This window comes from Campylobacter sp. RM16190 (assembly GCF_012978835.1).
Classification (GTDB): domain Bacteria; phylum Campylobacterota; class Campylobacteria; order Campylobacterales; family Campylobacteraceae; genus Campylobacter_A.
This window is the reverse complement of the sequence record NZ_LIWS01000004.1, coordinates 68,020-88,246: the sequence shown is the minus strand read 5'-3', so window position 1 is coordinate 88,246 and position 20,227 is coordinate 68,020. Positions and strand designations below refer to the sequence as shown.

24 protein-coding genes are annotated in these 20,227 nt (G+C 37.0%); 6 read left to right on the top strand and 18 right to left on the bottom strand.

Features of this window, described 5'->3' with window-relative positions; genetic code table 11:
* Positions 1-121 precede the first annotated feature (121 nt).
* Positions 122-694, top strand: coding sequence for a nicotinate (nicotinamide) nucleotide adenylyltransferase (gene nadD, locus CDOM16190_RS05730; RefSeq protein ID WP_170019280.1), 573 nt, complete (start codon positions 122-124; stop codon positions 692-694).
* A complete protein-coding gene (gene rsfS, locus CDOM16190_RS05725; protein WP_169972848.1) occupies positions 658-984 on the top strand; it encodes a ribosome silencing factor in 327 nt (108 codons plus the stop codon). Before nadD ends, rsfS begins: the two co-directional genes overlap by 37 nt.
* 2 nt (positions 985-986) lie before the next feature.
* Here rsfS and CDOM16190_RS05720 read toward each other — a convergent pair whose 3' ends face one another.
* The 18 genes from CDOM16190_RS05720 to CDOM16190_RS05635 form a co-directional block, all read right to left on the bottom strand.
* Positions 987-1,271 carry a VanZ family protein gene (locus CDOM16190_RS05720; RefSeq protein WP_249934122.1) on the bottom strand — a complete coding sequence of 95 codons (285 nt, stop codon included), beginning with the start codon at positions 1,269-1,271 and terminating at the stop codon, positions 987-989.
* Positions 1,272-1,342: 71 nt separating this feature from the next.
* Positions 1,343-2,356 carry a YeiH family protein gene (locus CDOM16190_RS05715; RefSeq protein ID WP_170019278.1) on the bottom strand — a complete coding sequence of 338 codons (1,014 nt, stop codon included), beginning with the start codon at positions 2,354-2,356 and terminating at the stop codon, positions 1,343-1,345.
* A gap of 17 nt (positions 2,357-2,373) precedes the next feature.
* Positions 2,374-3,960: an arginine--tRNA ligase gene (gene argS, locus CDOM16190_RS05710; protein WP_170019277.1), complete on the bottom strand. Its 1,587-nt coding sequence runs from the start codon at positions 3,958-3,960 to the stop codon at positions 2,374-2,376.
* A 9-nt stretch (positions 3,961-3,969) separates the two neighbouring features.
* Positions 3,970-4,197, bottom strand: a complete 228-nt coding sequence (gene tatA / locus CDOM16190_RS05705) for a twin-arginine translocase TatA/TatE family subunit (protein WP_169972840.1) — start codon at positions 4,195-4,197, stop codon at positions 3,970-3,972.
* 40 nt (positions 4,198-4,237) lie between these two features.
* The gene (gmk, locus tag CDOM16190_RS05700) at positions 4,238-4,849 is read right to left on the bottom strand and encodes a guanylate kinase (RefSeq protein ID WP_170019276.1); all 612 of its coding nucleotides are present in this window, start codon (positions 4,847-4,849) and stop codon (positions 4,238-4,240) included.
* Between the two features lies 1 nt (position 4,850).
* Positions 4,851-6,191: a midas domain-containing protein gene (locus CDOM16190_RS05695; protein WP_170019275.1), complete on the bottom strand. Its 1,341-nt coding sequence runs from the start codon at positions 6,189-6,191 to the stop codon at positions 4,851-4,853.
* Between the two features lie 60 nt (positions 6,192-6,251).
* Positions 6,252-7,016: a flagellar biosynthetic protein FliR gene (gene fliR / locus CDOM16190_RS05690; RefSeq protein ID WP_170019274.1), complete on the bottom strand. Its 765-nt coding sequence runs from the start codon at positions 7,014-7,016 to the stop codon at positions 6,252-6,254.
* Positions 7,007-7,651: an ABC transporter ATP-binding protein gene (locus CDOM16190_RS05685; RefSeq protein ID WP_170019273.1), complete on the bottom strand. Its 645-nt coding sequence runs from the start codon at positions 7,649-7,651 to the stop codon at positions 7,007-7,009. The genes fliR and CDOM16190_RS05685 overlap by 10 nt, the downstream gene beginning before the upstream one ends.
* 2 nt (positions 7,652-7,653) lie before the next feature.
* On the bottom strand, positions 7,654-8,718 hold the full coding sequence (gene tsf, locus CDOM16190_RS05680; RefSeq protein ID WP_170019272.1) for a translation elongation factor Ts: 1,065 nt from the start codon (positions 8,716-8,718) through the stop codon (positions 7,654-7,656).
* Positions 8,718-9,512: a 30S ribosomal protein S2 gene (rpsB, locus tag CDOM16190_RS05675; protein WP_169939912.1), complete on the bottom strand. Its 795-nt coding sequence runs from the start codon at positions 9,510-9,512 to the stop codon at positions 8,718-8,720. The genes tsf and rpsB overlap by 1 nt, the downstream gene beginning before the upstream one ends.
* Before the next feature lie 288 nt (positions 9,513-9,800).
* Entirely contained in the window at positions 9,801-10,940 is a 1,140-nt protein-coding gene (iadA, locus tag CDOM16190_RS05670; protein ID WP_170019271.1) for a beta-aspartyl-peptidase, read from the bottom strand.
* 79 nt (positions 10,941-11,019) lie between these two features.
* A complete protein-coding gene (locus CDOM16190_RS05665) occupies positions 11,020-11,742 on the bottom strand; it encodes a tetratricopeptide repeat protein (protein WP_170019270.1) in 723 nt (240 codons plus the stop codon).
* Positions 11,743-11,816: 74 nt separating this feature from the next.
* On the bottom strand, positions 11,817-12,416 hold the full coding sequence (locus tag CDOM16190_RS05660; RefSeq protein WP_170019269.1) for a tetratricopeptide repeat protein: 600 nt from the start codon (positions 12,414-12,416) through the stop codon (positions 11,817-11,819).
* A 4-nt stretch (positions 12,417-12,420) separates the two neighbouring features.
* Positions 12,421-12,636 (bottom strand): acetyltransferase, encoded by a 216-nt coding sequence (locus CDOM16190_RS05655; RefSeq protein WP_169939904.1) that lies wholly within the window; start codon positions 12,634-12,636, stop codon positions 12,421-12,423.
* A 104-nt stretch (positions 12,637-12,740) separates the two neighbouring features.
* Positions 12,741-13,496, bottom strand: coding sequence for a DUF4198 domain-containing protein (locus CDOM16190_RS05650; RefSeq protein ID WP_170019268.1), 756 nt, complete (start codon positions 13,494-13,496; stop codon positions 12,741-12,743).
* A 258-nt stretch (positions 13,497-13,754) separates the two neighbouring features.
* Positions 13,755-14,459 carry a peptidoglycan editing factor PgeF gene (gene pgeF / locus CDOM16190_RS05645; RefSeq protein ID WP_170019267.1) on the bottom strand — a complete coding sequence of 235 codons (705 nt, stop codon included), beginning with the start codon at positions 14,457-14,459 and terminating at the stop codon, positions 13,755-13,757.
* Positions 14,446-15,462, bottom strand: a complete 1,017-nt coding sequence (locus CDOM16190_RS05640) for a sensor histidine kinase (RefSeq protein WP_170019266.1) — start codon at positions 15,460-15,462, stop codon at positions 14,446-14,448. Before CDOM16190_RS05640 ends, pgeF begins: the two co-directional genes overlap by 14 nt.
* Positions 15,456-16,112 (bottom strand): response regulator transcription factor, encoded by a 657-nt coding sequence (locus CDOM16190_RS05635; protein ID WP_170019265.1) that lies wholly within the window; start codon positions 16,110-16,112, stop codon positions 15,456-15,458. Before CDOM16190_RS05635 ends, CDOM16190_RS05640 begins: the two co-directional genes overlap by 7 nt.
* A 126-nt stretch (positions 16,113-16,238) precedes the next feature.
* On the opposite strand from CDOM16190_RS05635, the gene CDOM16190_RS05630 reads away from it, so the two are divergent.
* The 4 genes from CDOM16190_RS05630 to pstB all read left to right on the top strand — a co-directional run bounded on the left by CDOM16190_RS05630 (position 16,239) and on the right by pstB (position 20,218).
* On the top strand, positions 16,239-17,261 hold the full coding sequence (locus CDOM16190_RS05630) for a substrate-binding domain-containing protein (protein ID WP_170019264.1): 1,023 nt from the start codon (positions 16,239-16,241) through the stop codon (positions 17,259-17,261).
* Positions 17,262-17,391: 130 nt separating this feature from the next.
* Positions 17,392-18,279, top strand: a complete 888-nt coding sequence (pstC, locus tag CDOM16190_RS05625; RefSeq protein ID WP_349644382.1) for a phosphate ABC transporter permease subunit PstC — start codon at positions 17,392-17,394, stop codon at positions 18,277-18,279.
* A gap of 9 nt (positions 18,280-18,288) precedes the next feature.
* Positions 18,289-19,449 (top strand): phosphate ABC transporter permease PstA, encoded by a 1,161-nt coding sequence (gene pstA / locus CDOM16190_RS05620; protein ID WP_170019262.1) that lies wholly within the window; start codon positions 18,289-18,291, stop codon positions 19,447-19,449.
* Positions 19,450-19,465: 16 nt separating this feature from the next.
* Entirely contained in the window at positions 19,466-20,218 is a 753-nt protein-coding gene (gene pstB / locus CDOM16190_RS05615) for a phosphate ABC transporter ATP-binding protein PstB (protein WP_349644381.1), read from the top strand.
* The last annotated feature ends 9 nt before the right edge of the window (positions 20,219-20,227 follow it).

Below are 20,227 nucleotides of genomic sequence, written 5' to 3'. Positions count from 1 at the left end.
AACTTTAACCCTGCTTTATTAATTAAAATTTTTAATTTATATATTTTTCAACTCAGTTTTACTCTAATTTTGATAAGCTTTATATCTAAATTTTAGCAGATACAAATAGGATGTATTGGGAATGAAGTTGGCATTTTTTGGTGGGAGTTTTGATCCTCCTCATCTTGGGCATGACAGTATCGTAAAGATGGCGATTGATAGCCTTGATATAGATAAACTCATAATAATGCCTACATACATTAGCCCTTTTAAGGCAGAATTTTCAGCGCCTCCAGAACTTAGACTCAAATGGACAAAGGAGATTTGGGGAGATCTGCCAAATGTTGAAATAAGCAGATTTGAGATAGATCAAAATCGCCCTGTGCCTACGATAGAGAGTGTTTTACACCTTTATGATATTTACGATATAAAGAAATTATATCTTTTAATAGGAGCCGATCACTTGGCGACTCTTGATAAATGGCATAATTTTGAGCTTCTTAGCTCTTTAGTTCATTTTATAGTGGCCAAAAGAGATCATATTAAGATACCAAAAAAGCTTCAAAAGCTTGATATACATATAGATATCTCATCTTCTAAAATAAGAAGCGATCTGGTACAAGATCAAATTCCTGCTAAAATAAAAGATGAAGTTATAAAATTTTACCAAGGATTAAAATGCAAGAAAGAATCGACAGAATCATCAAAATTCTAGATGAAAAGAAGGCTGAGTCAATAGAAGCCTTTGATATGAGAGAAAAGGATTATTTCGTAAAATATGTAGTAATCGCAACTACAATGGGAGAGAGGCACGCATACTCTTTAACAGATGATTTAAAGCTAGCACTAAAACCGCTTGGAGAGGAATTTTTAGGCATAGAAAGCTCGCCCGATTGGGTTGTGCTGGATCTGGGAGATATCCTAATACATCTTCTAAGCCCACAATACCGCGCTAAATACAATATCGAAGAGTTTTTATCAAAACTAAAAGAGCAAAGAAGCTAAGCCTACCTGGCGGTAAATTTTAACAAAACCCTTACCGCCAAGATTCCAAATAATACCCCTATAAAATCGGCTAAAATATCAAGCAGACTAAAATACCTATTTGGCAAAAACACTTGAACAACTTCTATTTGAGCCGCATAGATCATTAGTATAACTATTTTTTGGATTAAATTTAGACTTTTTAACCCAAAATTCATAGTGATATAAAGCGCAACAAAAGCTAAAAAATGATTTATCTTATCCCAACTGCTTTTTACAAGCTCAAATTCCACACTTATAATAGCCATATACTCTATAACCACTAATAAAAATATAAAAACAAATGTAAAAAATCTCGATAAGTAGATCGCTTTTAAGCTCATACTAGAAATTTAACTAGACAAAAAGCCGATAAAAATAGCCAAACAAACAGAATAAAAGCCAAAACAAAAGGCTTTTTGCCGGCATTTTTCAAAACATCTTTTCTTATCGTTACCCCAAGTGCACTCATCGCAATAGTTAATAATAAAATATCTATAAAATAGATAATATCTAGCAAAAAGTCACTTAAGATTCCAATTGAATTAAAAGATACGGCGAATAAAAACCATAGTGCAAAATATGGGAAAGAGGCTCTTATATTTAATAATTTTTTACCATTTGATACTTCTAAATTTAATGAGCTAAGAACTATCAAAAACGGAGCGAGCATCAAGACTCTTAGCATTTTAATTATAACTGCATTTGCCTGAGCCACTTCGCCTATAGCAGATCCAGCTCCTACTACATGAGCCACCTCATGCAAACTAGCTCCGGTAAAAAATCCCATCTTTAACTCGCTAAAAGCTAAAATTTGAGAGCCAAATATAAGAGGATAGACAAACATACCTATCGTGCCAAATACAACCACGGTAGATACGGCTATGGCTATCTGATCGCTTTTTGCTTTTATGACGCTTCCTGCGGCAAGCACTGCAGCAGCACCGCATATAGAGCTACCACTACTAATCAGCGCCGCGCTTTTTCTATCAAGACCTATCTTTTGCCCTAAATAATATCCAATGAAAAATGTTGAGAATACGATAAAAAACGATAAGAATATACCTACAATACCGACCTGTGAAATATCTGCAATACTAAGCTTAAATCCAAAAAGAATAATCCCAAGTCTTAAAATTTGCTTTGTACTCACGGCTAAAACATGGCTTCTTCTTAGCATTAATACATTTTTATAAGAGATATTGCCAAGTATAGCTCCAACAACCACGGCGATTATAAGAGGGCTAATATAAAAAGTGGAAAATGGAGGAATTTTAGATAGCAAAATAGAAAAACTGGCTAAAAATAGTATGATAAGCCAGGATCTAATCTTTCGTTTTTTAGCTAACTTCATTTTAACTTAGCATAAATTTACATCTTATCTTTTGCAGTTATCCCTATAAGAGAAAGCGCTGTTTTTATAGAGAGTGCAACAACTGCAAATAATTTTAACAACTCATCTTCGTTTTCGCTCCCGACAACGCGATTTTCATTATAAAATTTATGAAAATTAGCAGCTAAAGACTTTAAGTAGTCACAAATTTTTTGCATAGAGCGAGCGTTAAACGCATCTACTAAAACCTCGTTTAAAGCAAGTGCTTCAAAAAGCAGATTTTTAGCATCTTCATTCAAATTTACAAAGCTCGCATTTTTGACATCATCTACAACTTTACCAGCCTTTGCAAAAATTTGATTAACTCTTGCATGAGCGTAATTTATGTAAAAAACCGGGTTTGAACTATCCTCTTTTTTAAGCTCGTCTACATCAAATTCAAGGTGAGTATCGCTCTTTTTGCTAAGGAATATGAATCTAAGAGCTTCATAGCCAATCTCTTCCACAACATCACTCATCAAGACTACATTGCCGCTTCTCTTACTCATCTTAAATTGCTCGCCGTTTTTAAGCAGGCTAACCATCTGCGAGAGTAAAACTTCTAGTCTATTTTCATCATAGCCAAGAAAATGCACGGCCGCTTTCATTCTCGCTATATAACCGTGGTGATCGGCTCCCCAGATATTTATATATCTATCGTATCCGCGCTTAAATTTATCATTGTGATATACAATATCTCCCGCCAGATAGGTTCCGCGACCATCTTCGCGCACTATAACCCTATCCTTTTCGTCTCCTACTAAACTAGAATTTAGCCAAATTTTACCCTCTTGCTCATATATTCCGTTACAAGATCTAAGCCTATCAAGAGTCTCATCAAGCTGATCATAGTAGCTTCTCTCACTTGACCAGTTTTCTATAAAAATTTGCGCATCTGCTAAATTTTGCTTAATAAGATTTAATACAATGTCTTTACCAAAATCAGCAAGCTCCAAATTTCTACTCTGATCGTAAAAAATTTCCTTGCCAAATTTTTGTTCCGCAGCCTTAGCTATGTCTAGGATATAATCGCCTCTATAATAAGCCTCCGGATAGACTACATCTTCACTAAAAAGTTCTTCTCGCGCTCTAAGACTTATGGAAATTCCAAGCAGATCTATTTGATTACCCGCATCATTGATATAGTATTCAGTCTTAATATCTTTGCCTATATATCTGCCGACTCTAGCAAGAGTATCTCCAAATACAGCACCCCTTACGTGACCTATATGAAGAGGACCTGTAGGATTTGCACTTACGTATTCAAGTAAAATTTTTTCACTTTCGGCTCCGCCTCTGGCAAAATTTTGAGGGTTTTCTATAGCGGCTTTAGCAAGATTGCCTAAGAAATTTTGTTTTAACTTAAAATTTATATAGCCATTTAATGCACTTACTTCAAAGATCTCGCTATCTTGAAATTTGCTAGCAATATCTTGCGCTATGATTACGGGGGATTTTTTAAGCTCTTTTGCCAAAGAAAACGCAAGAGGAGTCGCATAGTGGGCGAGATTTTTATCTTTTGGTTTTTCAAGGACAAAATCAACCTCTATAACTTTTTTTATCTCGTCTATTACTAAATTTTTCAACCCTAAACCTTACGCACTCTTAGTGGTTTCATCTACTTTTGTAGCGGTTATAGCTTCCTCTTTTTTCTCTTCAACTTTCTCTACATTCTCAGCTTTTTTATCATCAGTTTCCATCTCTGATTTAAAGCTTTTTATACCCTTACCAAGTCCTTTTGCAAGCTCCGGAATCTTCTTTGCTCCAAAAAGCAAAACTATTATAAGTAAAACTATAAGCAATTGTTGGACACTTGGACCCATTTTTTCTCCTTTTAAAATTTTCGTTATATTATCATATTTTTCAAAATTCACGCCAATTATTGATAGTTTCGCGTAAATTTATACTATTACTTTTTAGCCTAATAACTCTTAAAATTGACTGCAAGTTTTTATAACTCTCTTCAAGATCATCGTTTATGAAAAAATAATCGTATTCTAAGATGTGCTCCATCTCATCAAGAGCGTTTGCTAGGCGATGTTCAATAGTTTGTGCGCTATCGGTTCTCCGACCCTCGAGCCTACGTTTAAGTTCATTTTGGCTGTGAGTTGTAATAAAAACAGAGGTTATAAGCTCGCCAAATTTTTTTCTAGCTATATGAAAGCCTTGCACATCTATATCAAATACGGCGATTTTTCCTTCATTAAGAGCTTTTAATACAGGTTTTAATGATGTTCCGTAGTAGTTTTTATGCACATACGCCCACTCCAAGAAACTATCCTCTTCGATACCCTTTTTAAACTCCTCTTCGCTGATATAGTGATAGTTTACACCCTCTTTTTCACCATCTCTTATAGCTCTTGTTGTACTTGAAATCGAAAAATAAAGATCGGTTTCCTCTTTTAAAAGCCTATTTAAAAGGGTACTTTTACCACTTCCGCTAGGTCCTGAAATAAGTAAAATTTGCCCCTTCAAACTACTTTTCCTCAAATGTTATATTTATTTTTATATTTAGACCCTTTAAGGCCTCTTTGATAGAATCGGCACTAAGAGCGCCTGTGATCTGCTCTCCTATCTTATGTGCCAGCTCTTTTTTTATAGCCTCAGAGCTACCTACTAAATCGCTTTTTGTGGGTTCTACTATACTGGCAAAATCCTCGTTCAAAGCCTTTGCCAGATCCTCTTCTTTTATCTGATCAATATCGTCATATTCGCTAGTGCTGGATACATTTAACCGCTCGCCCTTAAATTCACTCTCTTGATCGATAAACGTAAAATCGCCCATCTCATCACTTTCTTTTATAAAATCTTCATTTCCTAATTGATCTTGTGTATCTAAATTTTTCTCTTTTTTTACCATTTCAGAGCGATCATTTGCAAATTCGCTCTCGGATTTATCTTCAAATTCATCTAAATTTAAATCACTATCCAAATTGTCTATCTCATCTATAGTTTTTCTAATATCGGCAAATGTATCGTCTTCTGTTTCAAAATCAACCTTATCGCCATCATCTTTAAGCTCTATTTCGTCACTTAAATCTTCATTTTTGCTATACTCATTTTCTTCAGCCAGCTCATCTTTAGGTTGCGATGACTCTTCAATTTCAAGGTCACTTAGATCTGCATTCTCTTTGATATCTTCTTTTTTGTCATCATCAAAGCCAAAATCAGACAAAAGATCCTCCTCTCTTGAAGTCATCTCAGCAGGTTCTTCATCTTTAAAATCATCAAATTCTTCTAAAATATCTTCTTTGTTTATATCATCATCTTCACTAGTGCTATCTAAATCTCTAGCCTCTTCATCTTTATCCGCCAAGTCTATATCAAAATCATCCAAGCTAAATCTGTCATCTTCAATATTGTCGTCTTTAATACCAAATTCATCTTTAAATAGCTCATCGCTAAGTTCATCTACAAATTCACTATCTTCGATAGAAGCTAAAGAACCTTGTTCGTCTTTTAGTTCGCTAAATTTTTCTTTATCTTCATCAAAACCAGATAAATTTTGATCTTGAGTATGCCCTAAGGATTCTACAATAGATATAAATTCCGTAGGTAAAAAAGGCTTTGGTAAAATCTTGTCCGCACGATCAAATTCCGGAGAGCTTTTAGAAGATAGGTATAAAATTTTACTTGTTATCTCTTCTAAATTTACATCTTGAACAGTAATTTCGCTATCTAAAATTAATATATCAAAAAACTTACCCTTAATATCATCAAGGTTATCAACTTCAATATATTCATATCCTATTTTACTAAGGCTAAGCGTTGCCAAGCGCGATACTGCAGGATTACTATTGACAAGTGCGACTTTCATCAAGACTCCTTTCATAAAACCTAAAATAGGTATTTTAAGATATTTTTTATTACTCCTAGCTTAGTTAAAAAAGAGCGACGGCATATCGTTTATCACTCTAAACATAAGCTCGCTAAATAGTTCCATCATTCCTGTTAAAATAGCAATCAGCACTAAAAACCCTATCACAATCTTAATAGGATAACCCACAACCAGCAGGTTAAACTGCGGCATAGTCTTCATAAGCATGCCAAAGATAAGATCAGACAAAAGCGAAAGCGCAAGGATAGGAAACGACATGATAAAGCCAAACATAAAGAGATTTATCATGGATTTTGAAGTGTAGTGGACTATATTTGCGCTTGGGTAAAATTCGCCAAGCGGGATATGGGTGAGTGAATTTGCAAAAAATAGCAACAAAAGATGATGTCCGTCAAATGCCAAGAACGTCATCAAAGCAAGAAAATTTATGATATTTGACATCACGGGCGAGTTTATACCCGTCTGAGGATCAAGCACACTAGCCATAGAAAAGCCCATAACCATAGAAATTTGCTCGCCGGCAAGCTGAAGTATGCCAAATACGATGGTTACAAGCAATCCTGCACAAAGTCCAAGCATAAGTTCGCTTAAAATTTCAACTGCAAGATAGTAAATTTCGCCGCTTTTAACGCTCGCCATAGGAAACAAGAAGATAGTTAAAAAAAACGTAAGAGCAGTTTTTGCCGAGATAGGAATTTGAGAGTGCCCAAAAAAAGGAAAAAAGACCATTAGTCCGCTTAATCTGGCGAATAAAAGCATAAAAGTTATAACTCTATCAGCGCCAAAAAAGCTTACTATCTCCATTTTTGCAGTTGTTTATCCTCTAGCTTATATACGTTTGTGCATCTGCTTGCAAGCTCGTTATCATGCGTTACAAGCACAAGTGCCGCATCGTTTGCTTTGATATACCCAAAAAGAGTTTGCATTACGTCATTTGCAGTTTGTTTGTCTAAATTTCCAGTGGGTTCGTCGGCAAATATTATTTTTGGTTTTTTACATAGCACTCTAGCGATACTCACGCGCTGCTGCTGCCCTCCGCTCAATTCGCCTACTTTTTGATTTAAAACTTCTTTGATTTTTAAATTTTCAAGGATATTTTCATCTATATTTTGACCCGATAAAATTCCCGCAAGTTCGATATTTTCCCTTGCGTTAAAGCCTTTAAACAGATAGTGCGCTTGAAAAATAATTCCGAAATCAAGTCTGCGAATCTGCAAAAGTTCGTTTGAAGAGAGATCATAAAGCGACCTGCCTTTATAAATAACTTCGCCCGTTTTAGGCTTAAGCAGTGTTGAAAGTATATTAAGTATAGTTGATTTCCCGCATCCGCTTACACCTAAAATTGCCGAGCTTTCGCGGGAATTTAAAGATATATTGACATTTTCAAAGAGCGTATAATCATACGCAAAGCTAAGATCTACGCCCTTTAAAATTTCCATTTTTAAGCCATTTGCGCCGCAACTTCCGCCGCAAAATCTTCGTTTTTCTTCTCTAAGCCTTCGCCAAGCTCAAATCTAACGTATTTTACGATCTCGATTTTACCGCCAAGCTCTTTGCTCTTTTCAGTTATTACCTGCTCAACAGTTTTCTTATCGTCCATTACGTAAAATTGACCCAGTAGCGTAAGTCTTTGATCAAGTACAGTATTGTCCGCAAAAAATCTTTCGATCTTGCCAGGTATGATTTTATCCCAAATTTTCTCAGGCTTACCTTCGGCTTTTAGCTCTTCTTTTATCGAGTCTTCGGCTTTTGCTACGACATCATCGGTAAGTTGCAACCTACTTGCGTAACTTGGAATGTGGTGAAGCGGTTTGCCAAGACGAACCAGCTCTTCATTGTCTTTTTCAAGCTCGGCTTTAAGAGCGATAAATTCTTTTTCCACAAATTCCCTATCAAGATCTTTGTAGCTTATCACGCTTGGCTTCATAGCGGCTGCATGCATACATAAATTTCTTATGAAATCCTCTGCCTTTTGAGCTGTTTGAGCGCTATCGCAAGCTGCAGCAATAATAACGCCGACACGTCCGTTTGAATGCACATATCCGTTTACTACGCCGTTTTCATCTACTTTAACCGTCTCAAAGCGTCTTACTACCAAATTTTCGCCGATTGTAGCGATTTGACCCTTGAAATAATCTTCAAATTTAACACCGTTTATAACGCTCTCATTAAGGCTTTCTACGCTAGAGATAGAGTTTGCTTGGATATGAGCGGTAGTGTCTTTTGTAAGGTTTTGAAACTGAACGTTTTTAGCAACGAAATCGGTTTCTGAATTTATCTCTGTAATAGTTGCTTTCTTGCAGTGTTCGCATACTTCAACCGTTACAAGACCCTCGCTTGCAAGTCTGTCGGCTTTTTTAGCGGCTTGTCCAAGACCTTTTTCGCGAAGTATATCTACGGCTTTTTCCATATCGCCGTTAGCTTTGGCTAAAGCTTTTTTACAATCCATCATTCCGGCTCCGGTTGCTTCACGGAGCTCTTTTACCATTTGTGCGGTTATTTCCATTATTCTTCATCCTCCGCTTCAAATTCTTCTTCGCTAAATGCCTCTTCTAGCACAGCGTCTTTTTCATCTTGAGTAACCTCTTCTTTGCCCTCTTCGGCTACGCCGCCGTCTTTTTCAAGTTGTGAGCGTCCTTCGATGATAGCCTCAGCCATCTCTTGGCAGAAAAGTTGCACCGAGCGGATAGCATCGTCATTTCCAGGGATTGGATAATCAATTACGTCAGGATCACAGTTTGTATCTATCGGAGCAACTACAGGGATTTTTAATCTGTTAGCTTCTTGGACTGCTATTTTTTCTTTAACTGTATCGATAACAAAGATCATATCAGGTGGAGTTTTCATATTTCTAATTCCGCCAAGGTAGGCTACAAGCTTTTCTTTTTTTCTTCTTAGCATCAAAGCTTCTTTTTTGGTTAGAAGATTGATTGAGCCATCTTCTTCCATAGCTTCGATAACTTCAAGCTTGCGTATGCTTTGGCGGATTGTTCCGAAGTTTGTCATCATGCCGCCCAGCCAGCGGTGATTTACGTATGGCATTCCGCATTTTTCAGCATATTCGCCAACTGTTTGACCGGCTTGTTTTTTTGTTCCAACAAAAAGGATAGTTTTACCCTCTGCCGCTGCGTCACGAACGATGTTGTACGTGTAGCGGAAGTAGCGGATAGTTTTTTGTAGATCTATAATGTAGATACCTTTTCTCTCGCCAAAAATGAATTTTTTCATCTTTGGGTTCCATCTGCGTGTTTGGTGTCCGAAATGAACGCCGCACTCTAGCAAATCTCTCATTGTTACCATATCGGTTCTCCTTGTGCGCTTTTGCGCGAAATTTAGGTTTCTCCTCCACACCCATTAACGACAAATTTGCACCTGTCGCAACCAAATTTTAGGATTGGTGTGTGTGAATTGAAGCTTGGATTATACTGAAAGCAATATAAAATTAAGCTAAATTTTATGAATAGGCTTTGGTTAAAGCAAAATTCTTAGTAAATTTTAATTATCAAAATTTACAGACCCCGGCACACTAAACCAGAGCCTATAAATTTCAAACACAATCGCAAATTTACTATCACGGTCGCAATAAAATCACTCGAAAAATCCTTTTTTAACAAGCTCTTTATCTTTCACGCAAAACTCGCCTTTCGCGATTACATCTTGAACTTTCATATCCTCATCAAAGCTCGTAAAGTCAGCATCAAAACCGACTTTTATAGAGCCTTTATTTTCTAAATTTAAAAATTTAGCCACATTTTTTCCCATCAAAGCAAAAGCCTGCGTATGAGTTAAAATTTTGTTTTTGACCACATCTCTTAGCACGTCTAAATTTGCGCTGCAACTTGCACATCCGTATCCGACCAGAGCGCCACTTTTATCAAATTTAGGCACGCTTCCGTTGCCATCAGAGCTCATCGTCATCATGTCTAGCTTTAAGCCCTTTTCGATGCCGTAAGCGATTACCTCATGAAGCGGAGCAAACTGGCTTCCGCCGCTTGTGATATCAAAAAATCCGCCCATCTTTTGAAGTTTCAAGCACTCATCAAAGAGATCTTTTGTCCTGGCACAATGTGTCGGAGAGAAGTACTGAACAGGAAATTCACAGTCTTTTAGTATCCTAAACACCGCATCAAGCTTGCTAGATAGTCCGCCCATGTGCATATGCATCACGCCGCCCTTTTTGGATATCATGCCTCCAATTCTTATCTGAGTTAGGATTTTGATAAGCTCTTCATCGGTCGGATAACTGCTTCTGTTATCCGACATTGCGATTTTAACGCCTCTAACTTTATCGATTAGCACTAAGTCTTTAGTAATACTTCCCGTAAAAGTAACAGTCGGCGTAGCGTATGAACCTGTATGGATAAATGTCGAGATACCTTCAAATTCAAGCGCTTTTGCTTTGGAGTAAAGATTTTCAAGACTTCTGGTACAGCCATCAGTGCCTAAAACTCCAACGACAGTCGTGATACCGTGCTTTACGATCTCGCTTAATTTAATTTCAGGAGTTCTTGAATGATAGCCCGCTTCGCCGCCTCCACCAGTGATATGAACGTGCTGATCGATTAGTCCGGGAGCTAAAATTTTGCCTTTAAGATCGTAAGTCTCAAGGTTTTCACAGCGGAAATCAAGTCCTTTTCCGATAGCTAAAATTTTACCTCCGCCCACAAGCACATCACTATCTCCGACATGCTCAGGGGTAAATAAATTTGCATTTTTAAGTAGTAGCATGCTAACTCCTTTAAATTTCAAATGTAGATTTTTTATTTTAGCAAATTTAAAGAAATTTTAGCCTTTATGCAAAATTAAATCAAAGCTTTCCAAGCTCCATAAACATTAAATTTTCACAGCTTTGCTCATCACCCAGATCGCAGCCTTGCTTAAAAAACTCCTTAGCCTTTTCTCTATCTTGCTTCATGTGAGCTTTGGCTTTCGGATTAGTATTTAGCGCACCCACGTTGTAGCAGCCTCTTGCGTGATGCATCTGGCAAGCTTTAGCGTGAAACTCTTCGGCTTTTTTGAAATTTAGCTCGATTCCATGGCCCCTTACATAAGAGCGCGCTAGCTCGTAGCAACCTTCAGGAGTCCCGTATTGGCAAGCTTTTTTAAAGAATTCGTTGCCCGCTTTTTTATCTTCTTTTATGCCTTCGCCTTTGAAGTTAAACACGCCCAAGTTAAAGCACGCCATGCCGTCTTCGCCGTTGCAGGCTTTCGTTAGAAGCGTAACAGCTTTTGAGTAATCTTTCAAATCGCTATAAACCATAGCAAGGTTATAACAGCCATAGACATTATCACCGTTGCAAGCTTTTTCATAGAGGTTTACTGCCTTTTGCATGTCGTATTTAACGCCTCTTTCGTTTTCGTGCATTGCGCCAAGGTTATAACACCCTTGCATATCGCCCTCATCGCAAGCCTTCCCATAAAGCTTGGCCGCCTTTTCGTATCTGCCCTCTACATAAGCATCATCGGCTTTATTTAAAGTCGAGGCAAAAAGTGCTCCCGCGCAAACTATCATACAGATAATCTTATTCAAATTTGTCCTTTTTGTGAAATTTTAAGGACGTGATATTAACAAATCATCTCTTTTTAGTGGATTAAATTTATCGTTTATTTTAGATTTTGAGCCTTATCGCAGCTTGATTTAGCTCCAAGAGCGCATGCTCTTTCGTGATAAAGAAGCGATTTTTGTATGTCTTTTGGCGCACCCTCGCCTTTTTCATGCATATTTGCCGCCATAACGCAGCTTGAAGCCGTCTCAAGCTCACATGCCCGCTCGCAAAATTTAAGCGCCTGTGCATGATCTTTTATGACACCGTTTCCGTAGTAGTGCAAATTCGCTAAGATGATGCAGCTGTAAGGAATATCGTCATCACAAGCTTGCATGGCAAATTTCGCAGCAAGCGCGAAGTCTTGCTTAACACCTCTGCCTTCATAATAAGCACTAGCAAGTCTATCACAGCCTAGTAAATTTCCGCCTTCGCAGGCTTTTTGATATAACTTGACGGCATTTTCATACTTAAGCTTATCGTTTGAAAAGTAAAAATTCCCAAGCATAATACAAGAGTCTAAAAGCCCGCTATCGCAAGACTTTGTTAGAATTTCTATCGCGGCTTTTTCATCTCCTATGCGAAAGAGTCTTTGCGCTTCTTGCAACTGCGCGCCAAAAAGAGTAAAGGCTAATAAAACAATAAAAGCTATCTTTTTCATTATCTCACCCGCTTAATTGCACTTCCTCTTCAATCTTCATCAAATTTATAAAAATTTGTCTTATATTTTCGCGCTCATCTTCGCTTAATGAAATTTGCTCGCGGTTTAAGAATTCCTTTACCAAAGCTTCGTTTTGAAGTCTTTCCACTCCAAATTTCTTGGCGTTTTGAATTATTTTTACCACTCTTAAATCCTTAGGCGCAAATGCTTCATATCCCATTATGCAGTCCTTAAAGTATCTTAAAAAATAAAATTATAAAACAACAAAACTGAATTATCAAAGCAAAAAGAGGCGATCGGAACTAGTCCGATCGGTAAGGAAGATTATTTATTTACTTTTATTACAAGGCTAGCGTCAAGCTCTTCTTTGTCGCATTTTTTAGGATCTGCGTAAGCCGTCTCGTGCTTGGCTTGAAATAGCCAATTTCCCTCTTTGATAGCTATAACTTCGATCACCCCTTGAAGGTCGGTCGTACCAAAAAATGTATATTTACCCTCAGGAAATCCTTCAATCACGCCCGTAACTTTAGCAACTTTCGCAGGCTTGCCGTTAGCGAAAAATTGCAATTTAAAAGGAGTATCAACCTTGATCTTCGTAACATCGCTTAGAGGAACGATTTCTACGATCTGACCTATCGGCTTATAGATAAAGTCCTCCACTTGATCGCCTTCTACGATTATGCTTTTAGCCGTTCTAGCGTGAAATCCGCAAGATTCAACGTTTTTTACATTTTCTTTATGTCCGTCTTGATGCCACTTGCCGTCCTTGTCTTTTGACCAAAACGTAGGTTTATAGTCGCCCGCCAGCACATAAGAGCCTTTTTTGAGCTTTTCGCCCTCATAGTGATAGTTTTCGCCGGCTTGCTTTAAAACGGTTTTGGCACCGCTTTTATCCACTATATATGGCGGAGCAAAAAGACTTAATCTCTTCTCGGCTATCGCTTCAGGTTTTGGGAAGCTATGTCCGTAACCGATGTCGGCGCTAAATTTATCCATATTTTTTCCTACGACCCAAAAATCATGTGCAAAAGCACCACTTAACGCACCTGCTATGACTAAAGAAGTTAATATCTTCTTCATTGCTATCTCCTTGTGAAATTTTTAAGATTGGACAAGCAGAGTATAACACAACTAATAATTAAAATCAAGTTTTTTAGGCTAAAAAATTAAATAATAATTTTAAAAGAAAAATAAAACAAAATTTAAGAATAAAATAGAAAAATAAAATAAAAAGCTTAAAATTTCTTATTTCGCAAAGTTTATTAATGGTTCTACAAATTTACGTATTTAAATTTAATAGGCAATATCGATCAATAATCAAACAGCCAAGCTTAATCGCTATCTCGCCATAATAAAACCCGCAAATCTTCCCGTAACTCGCTCTCTGCGATAAGAAAAATACCTCTCATCGCAATGCGTGCAAATTTCATCAAATTTTACGCTCTTTACGCCAAGCTCCTTAAATTCATCAGCTAAAGCGGCATTTATATCAAATTTACCATCGTTTTTGTATCTATTAAACTCGCCAAGATCAAGTTCGCCTATCTCGTAGCAGCCGCCTTTAATATTTGGTCCAACAAAGACTTTAAGATTCTGCGTTTTAGAGCCAAATTCGCTTTTCATTCTATTAACCGCATTTGTGCAAATTTGCCCCACGACTCCGGCTCTTCCGGCGTGGATAGCAGCGACAACTTCGCGCATTTCATCGACAATCAAAATAGGCGAGCAGTCAGCTACCAAAACGCAAAGTACAACGCCTTTTAAATTTGTGATTATGCCATCACATGGCGCTATCTCATCGTCTAAATTTCTAATTATCTCCACGCGGTTTGAGTGAATTTGGCGCATAAATTTTAGATTTTTTGCCTTTACGCTAAGAAGCTTAGCTAAAATTTCTCTATTTTTAGCCACATTTTTAGCCTCATCTCCAACATGATCGCCCAAATTTAAGCTCTCATAAGCTCCGCTGCTAACTCCACCAAAACGAGTTGTAAAACCGGCGCAAAAACGCTCGTTATCAAGTATAAAATTAATTTGTTTCATCCGCTTGTCCGCTCTCGTCTAAAATTTCATCAGGCTGTTTTTTAATATAGCCAAAGCCAAACACCGATCCTTTGCCAACCTCGCTTAATATAAACATCTCAAAGCCGTGCAGCCTTAAAATTTGCTTTGCGATATAAAGCCCTAAGCCAAAAGAGTTGGTTTCTATATTGCTTTTTGTTTTGAAATATTTTTTAGTAACTAGCTTTATATCTTTTTGTTCTATTCCTGAGCCACTATCTCTTACAAAAACAGCCTCATTTGCAAAGTAAATTTCTATATCTTTTTGAGAGTATTTGAGCGCATTTTCAACGAAATTTACTAAAACTTGCTTTATAAGAGCCTCATCGGCACTTATATAAATCTCTTTTTTTGGTACATTTATCGCCCTATTTGGATATTTTTCCAAAAGCTCGCTTTTAACTTCATTTACAAGTTTTAGCAGGCTAAAATTTGTGATGTTTAGCTCTAGGCTTTCGGTTGATTTTAAATTTAATCTATCTATCAAATTTACGATTTTTTGCGAGTTTCTGGTGATCTTTTCTATAAATTTATCTCTCATATCGCTGCTTAAATTTTTATCGTTTAAAAGCGTTTGAGATGAGGCTTGAATGATTGCGATAGGATTTTTAAACTCGTGTGAAATAGAGCTTAAAATGCCTTGGAGTTGAGTGTTTCTAAGTTTTATTTTGGCTGATTTTTTAATGGATTTTTTGCTCTTTTTTCTAAGCTCTTCTCTAAGCTCTTTTATCGTATCTTGGAGATTTTTACTCTCGCCAAAAAACATCTTATATTCATCTTGTTCAGAATTTGAATTTTTTAAATTTTCTATATTTACATTAAGTTTGCTAGTGTCTTTTTTGATCATAAAAAACAAAAACGCTACAAATAAAAAAGATATCAAAAATGCGCTTATATAGATATTTTCAAGCAGTTTTAAAACAGTTATACAAAGCACAAAAAGCAAGCAAAATAAAAATACAAAATTTCTATTTTTAACTAGCATATCTTATATCCCATAGCCCTAACCGAAACTATATAGTCGCTATTTCCAAGCTTTTGCCTAAGGCGTTTTATAGCGATATTTATCGTCTTTTTGCTTATCTCTTCGCCGTCCCAAATTTTATCCCAAAGATAATCTCTGCTTAAAACTATATTTTGATTTTTTATAAACTCTATAAGCAAATTCATCTCAAGCTTGCTTAAATTTATCTCGTTACCAGCCACAAAAACTTGCTTTGTTTCGCAATTTATAACTATATCTTTAAATTTGTATATCTTGCTTTCACCCTTTGTTCGCTTTAAAACAGCCTTAACTCTAACTACAAGATCATCCACATCAAAAGGCTTTGTGATATAGTCATCGCCGCCTGCTTCAAAACCCTCAAGCTTAGCCTTTTTGCTATCTTTTGCACTAAGAAATATAACGGGCGTATTAAAGCCTTTATTTCTAAGCTCTTTTACAAAAACAGCTCCCTCGGCATGGATTAAATTTCTATCCACTATCAAAAGATCAACACTCTCCTCTTCTAAAAATTGCTCGACCTTTGATACGCCGCTAAAGCCTACAACTTCAAATCCCGCCTTTTGCAAATGATACTCTAAAATATCCAAAAGATCCTTTTCATCGTCAATCAAAGCTATCAGTGCAGACATGTTATCCCTTAAATTTTAAAAATCTTATATTACAAAATTTCAAAAAACAAATCAATCCAAAATGTTTCTTAAAAGTTTCCAAAAAATTTTACACTTACGCTATCAAAACTAAAAAGGAGAAAAAAGATGAAAATTTCAAAGGCTTTAATCTTAACTTCGCTAATTTGCACGGTAACCTTGGCAGATCAGATAAAGCTAGCCGGCAGCTCAACGGTATTTCCTTTTGCAAGTTATGTTGCGGAGGAATTTGCGGTTGTAAAAAATAAAAAGACCCCGATAGTAGAGAGTATCGGCACGGGCGGAGGCTTTAAGGTGTTTTGTTCGTCACAAGACAAAAACAGCATAGATATAGCAAACGCATCTCGTCCTATGAAAATGAGCGAGTTTGAAGAGTGTCTAAAAAACGGCATAGAGGATATAAGCGGATATATGATCGGATATGACGGGATCGTTTTTGCCATGGGTAAGCAAAACGGCGAACTAAATCTAAGCAAAGAGCAAATTTTCTTAGCGCTTGCAAAAGAGGTTCCAATTGATGGCAAATTAGTAGCAAATCCGTATAAAAAATGGAGCGATATAGATAGCTCTCTTAGCTCTAAACCTATCGTTATATACGGACCTCCGACAACTTCGGGAACTAGAGATAGCTTTGAAGAGCAACTCATGCAAAAAGCCTCAAAAAGCTTTAAAGAGTATGGTGATAAGTCAGGTAAATACAGCCAAATTAGAGACGATGGAGTCTATATCCCATCAGGCGAAAACGATAACCTAATCATCGCAAAACTAGCCCAAAATAAAAACGCATTTGGAATTTTCGGATACGGCTTTTTAGCAGAAAACAAAGACAAAGTCGCAGCCGTAAAGATAGACGGCGTAGCACCGAATGAAAATAGCGTTAGCGACGGTAGCTACAAGCTTGCAAGAAGTCTTTATTTCTACGTTAAAAACCAAAACAGAGTAAAAAACAAAGATATAAATGACTTTGTAGATATGTTTATAAGCGAAGCGATGATAGGAGATGAAGGGGTGCTAAAAACCATCGGATTAATCCCTGCAGATAGCCAAACTTTTACAAAGATGAAGCAAAACGTAACAGAGCCTATTAGGCTTACTAAAGAGATGATAAAAAGCGGTGAAGTTATAAAATAAGGGGTTAAATTTGCTCTATATAGTTTTATTTTGCCTATCTTTTGGTGTTTATTTTTTCTATAAACGCCAAAATACGGCACTAAATTTACAAAACCTAAGCCTAACAAACAAAAAAGTCGAGAGATTAGTTATCGCATTTTTATTTGTATCATCGCTCATTACGATACTAGCGACACTTATGATACTTGGCTCAATCATCTTTGAAGCGCTTAAATTTTTTGAAAAAGAGAGCGCTTTTGGCTTCTTTTTTAGCTCTACTTGGGCGCCGCACGATGCGTTTTTGGATAAAAAGGCTCACTTTGGATCGGTCGGGCTATTTTTAGGAACATTTTATATAAGTCTAATTGCGATTTTAACGGCAATTCCATTTGGGCTATTTAGCGCTCTTTATCTAAGCGAATATGCAAGCAGACGAGCCAGAAGCTTTTTAAAGCCGATTTTGGAAATTTTAGCGGGGGTTCCGAGTGTGGTTTATGGATTTTTCGCGGCTATATTTGCGGCCCCTTTAATCGTAAAAATAGCTTCAAATTTCGATATAAACGCATCTTACAACAACGCTTTAAGCGCGGGGCTTATCATGGGAGTAATGATCATACCGATGATCTCAAGTCTTTGTGATGACGCGATATCGCTTGTGCCAAAGCGACTAAAAGAGGGGGCTTTAAGCCTTGGGCTAACAAAAGAAGAGAGTATTTGCTTTGTGGTGCTTCCTTCTGCGATGCCCGGTATCATAGGAGCCTTTCTTTTAGGGCTTTCAAGAGCATTAGGCGAAACGATGATAGTCGTAATGGCGGCAAGTTTGAGGGTAAATTTAAGCCTAAATCCGCTTGAAGATATGACTACGGTTACGGTTAAAATAGTAGAGGTTTTAAGCGGAGATCAGGAGTTTGACAACTCGCTTACATTAAGCGCATTTGCTCTTGGTATTACGCTATTTGTGCTAACTTTTATCATAAATTTAATAGCCGTTTTAATTTCAAGAAATTTCCAAAGAAAATATAAAATTTCAAATCTTTAAAGGCGATATATGCAAAATCCGTTCATAGCAAAAGATGCGAAAGCAAGGAAGTTGAAAAGCAAAATTTTTAAAGGCTTATCAAAATTTTCATTTATATTTTGTATAGGCTTTTTACTACTTTTTTTATCGGTTCTTGTTAAAACCGCAATGCCTGAATTTACTAGACACTACGTAAAAATAGATATAACCGTCACCGAAAAACTGCTTCAAAATCCATACTCTTTGCCAAACGTAGAGAAAAAATACATATCTCGCGCCTGGCTTAGAAATTTACCGAATTTAATCAAACAAGATGGTCTTAAAATAGGCGAAACCAAAAGCTACGAAGCAATCGCAAACGCCGATACGGACAGCTTTTTAAAGCATAATTTCACAAAATTCGGCGATGATGATAGAAAGGCTATATTTAAGCTAGTTGAAAAGGGCGTGATAGTAAGCAAATTTAATAGAGACTTTTTCACAAAAGGAGACTCTAAAATACCTGAAAACGCAGGCTTTGCGTCGGGGATAATAGGAAGCGTGCTAGCTATGATGGTAGCTATGGGACTTGCTTTCCCTATAGGAGTTGCAAGCGCAATCTATCTTGAAAAATTTGCAAAAGACAGCAAATTTACAAAATTTATCGAGATAAATATAAACAACCTAAATGCCGTTCCTTCTATCATATTTGGGCTTTTGGGACTTGCCGTTTTTATAAATTTCTTCGGCATGCCAAGAAGCTCAACGCTAGTAGGAGGTCTTGTGCTAGCCGTAATGAGCCTGCCGGTAGTCATAGTAAGCACAAGAAGCGCTCTTAAAATGGTGCCTGAGAGCATATCTCAAGCCGGATACGCACTCGGACTTACAAAACTTCAAGTGCTAAAAGATCACGTCTTACCAAACGCATTTAGCGGAATTTTAACCGGACTTATCATGGCTTTAGCAGGTGCTATCGGCGAAACCGCACCGCTTATAATAGTAGGAATGATAGCCTTTGTGCCCGAAATCGCTACAAACGTGCTAAATCCCTCAACCGTAATGCCGGCTCAAATTTACATGTGGTCTTCAAGCCCGGAGCGAATTTATGTAGAAAAAACAAGTGCGGCTATTTTAGTGCTTTTATTTACGACATTTACACTAAATTTAGCCGCCATCATCATAAGAAGCCGAATGCAAAACAATAAAAACTAAAAGGAAAAATATGAAAATAAAAGCAAAAAGCAAAAATTTAAACCTCTTTTACGGAGAAAAACAAGCACTTAGAAATATAAATATGGATATTTATAATAAAAAAATCACCGCCCTTATCGGACCTTCGGGATGCGGTAAATCGACATTTCTAAGGTGTTTTAACAGAATGAACGATCTAATAGAAAACGTTAAGATAACAGGAGAAGTTACCGTAGACGGTCATAATATATACTCAAAAAACACCGATGAGATAGAGGTCAGAAAACGCATAGGAATGGTGTTTCAGCAGCCAAATCCGTTTTTAAAAAGCATATACGAAAACATCTCATACGCTCCGCTCGTGCATAAGATGGTAAAAAAGGGCAGCGAGTGCGATGAGCTGGTAGTTGATAGCCTAAAAAAGGCGGGGCTATTTGAAGAGGTTAAAGACAAGTTAAAAAGTCCTGCAACTTCGCTTAGCGGCGGTCAGCAGCAACGCCTTTGTATAGCGCGAACCATAGCCATTAAGCCAGAGCTTATCTTGATGGATGAACCCACAAGCGCGCTTGATCCGATATCGACAAAGACGATAGAAAAGCTTATGGTTGATTTGAGTGAAGAGTTTAGCATAGTTGTCGTTACTCACAACATGCAACAAGCTATGAGAATAGCTGATTTTACGGGATTTTTCCATCTTGGAGATTTAGTTGAATTTGGCGAAACAAAGCAAATTTTTCATGACCCAAAAGAGAAAAAAACTAAGCAATACATCCACGGCAAATTCGGTTGAAATTTCGCT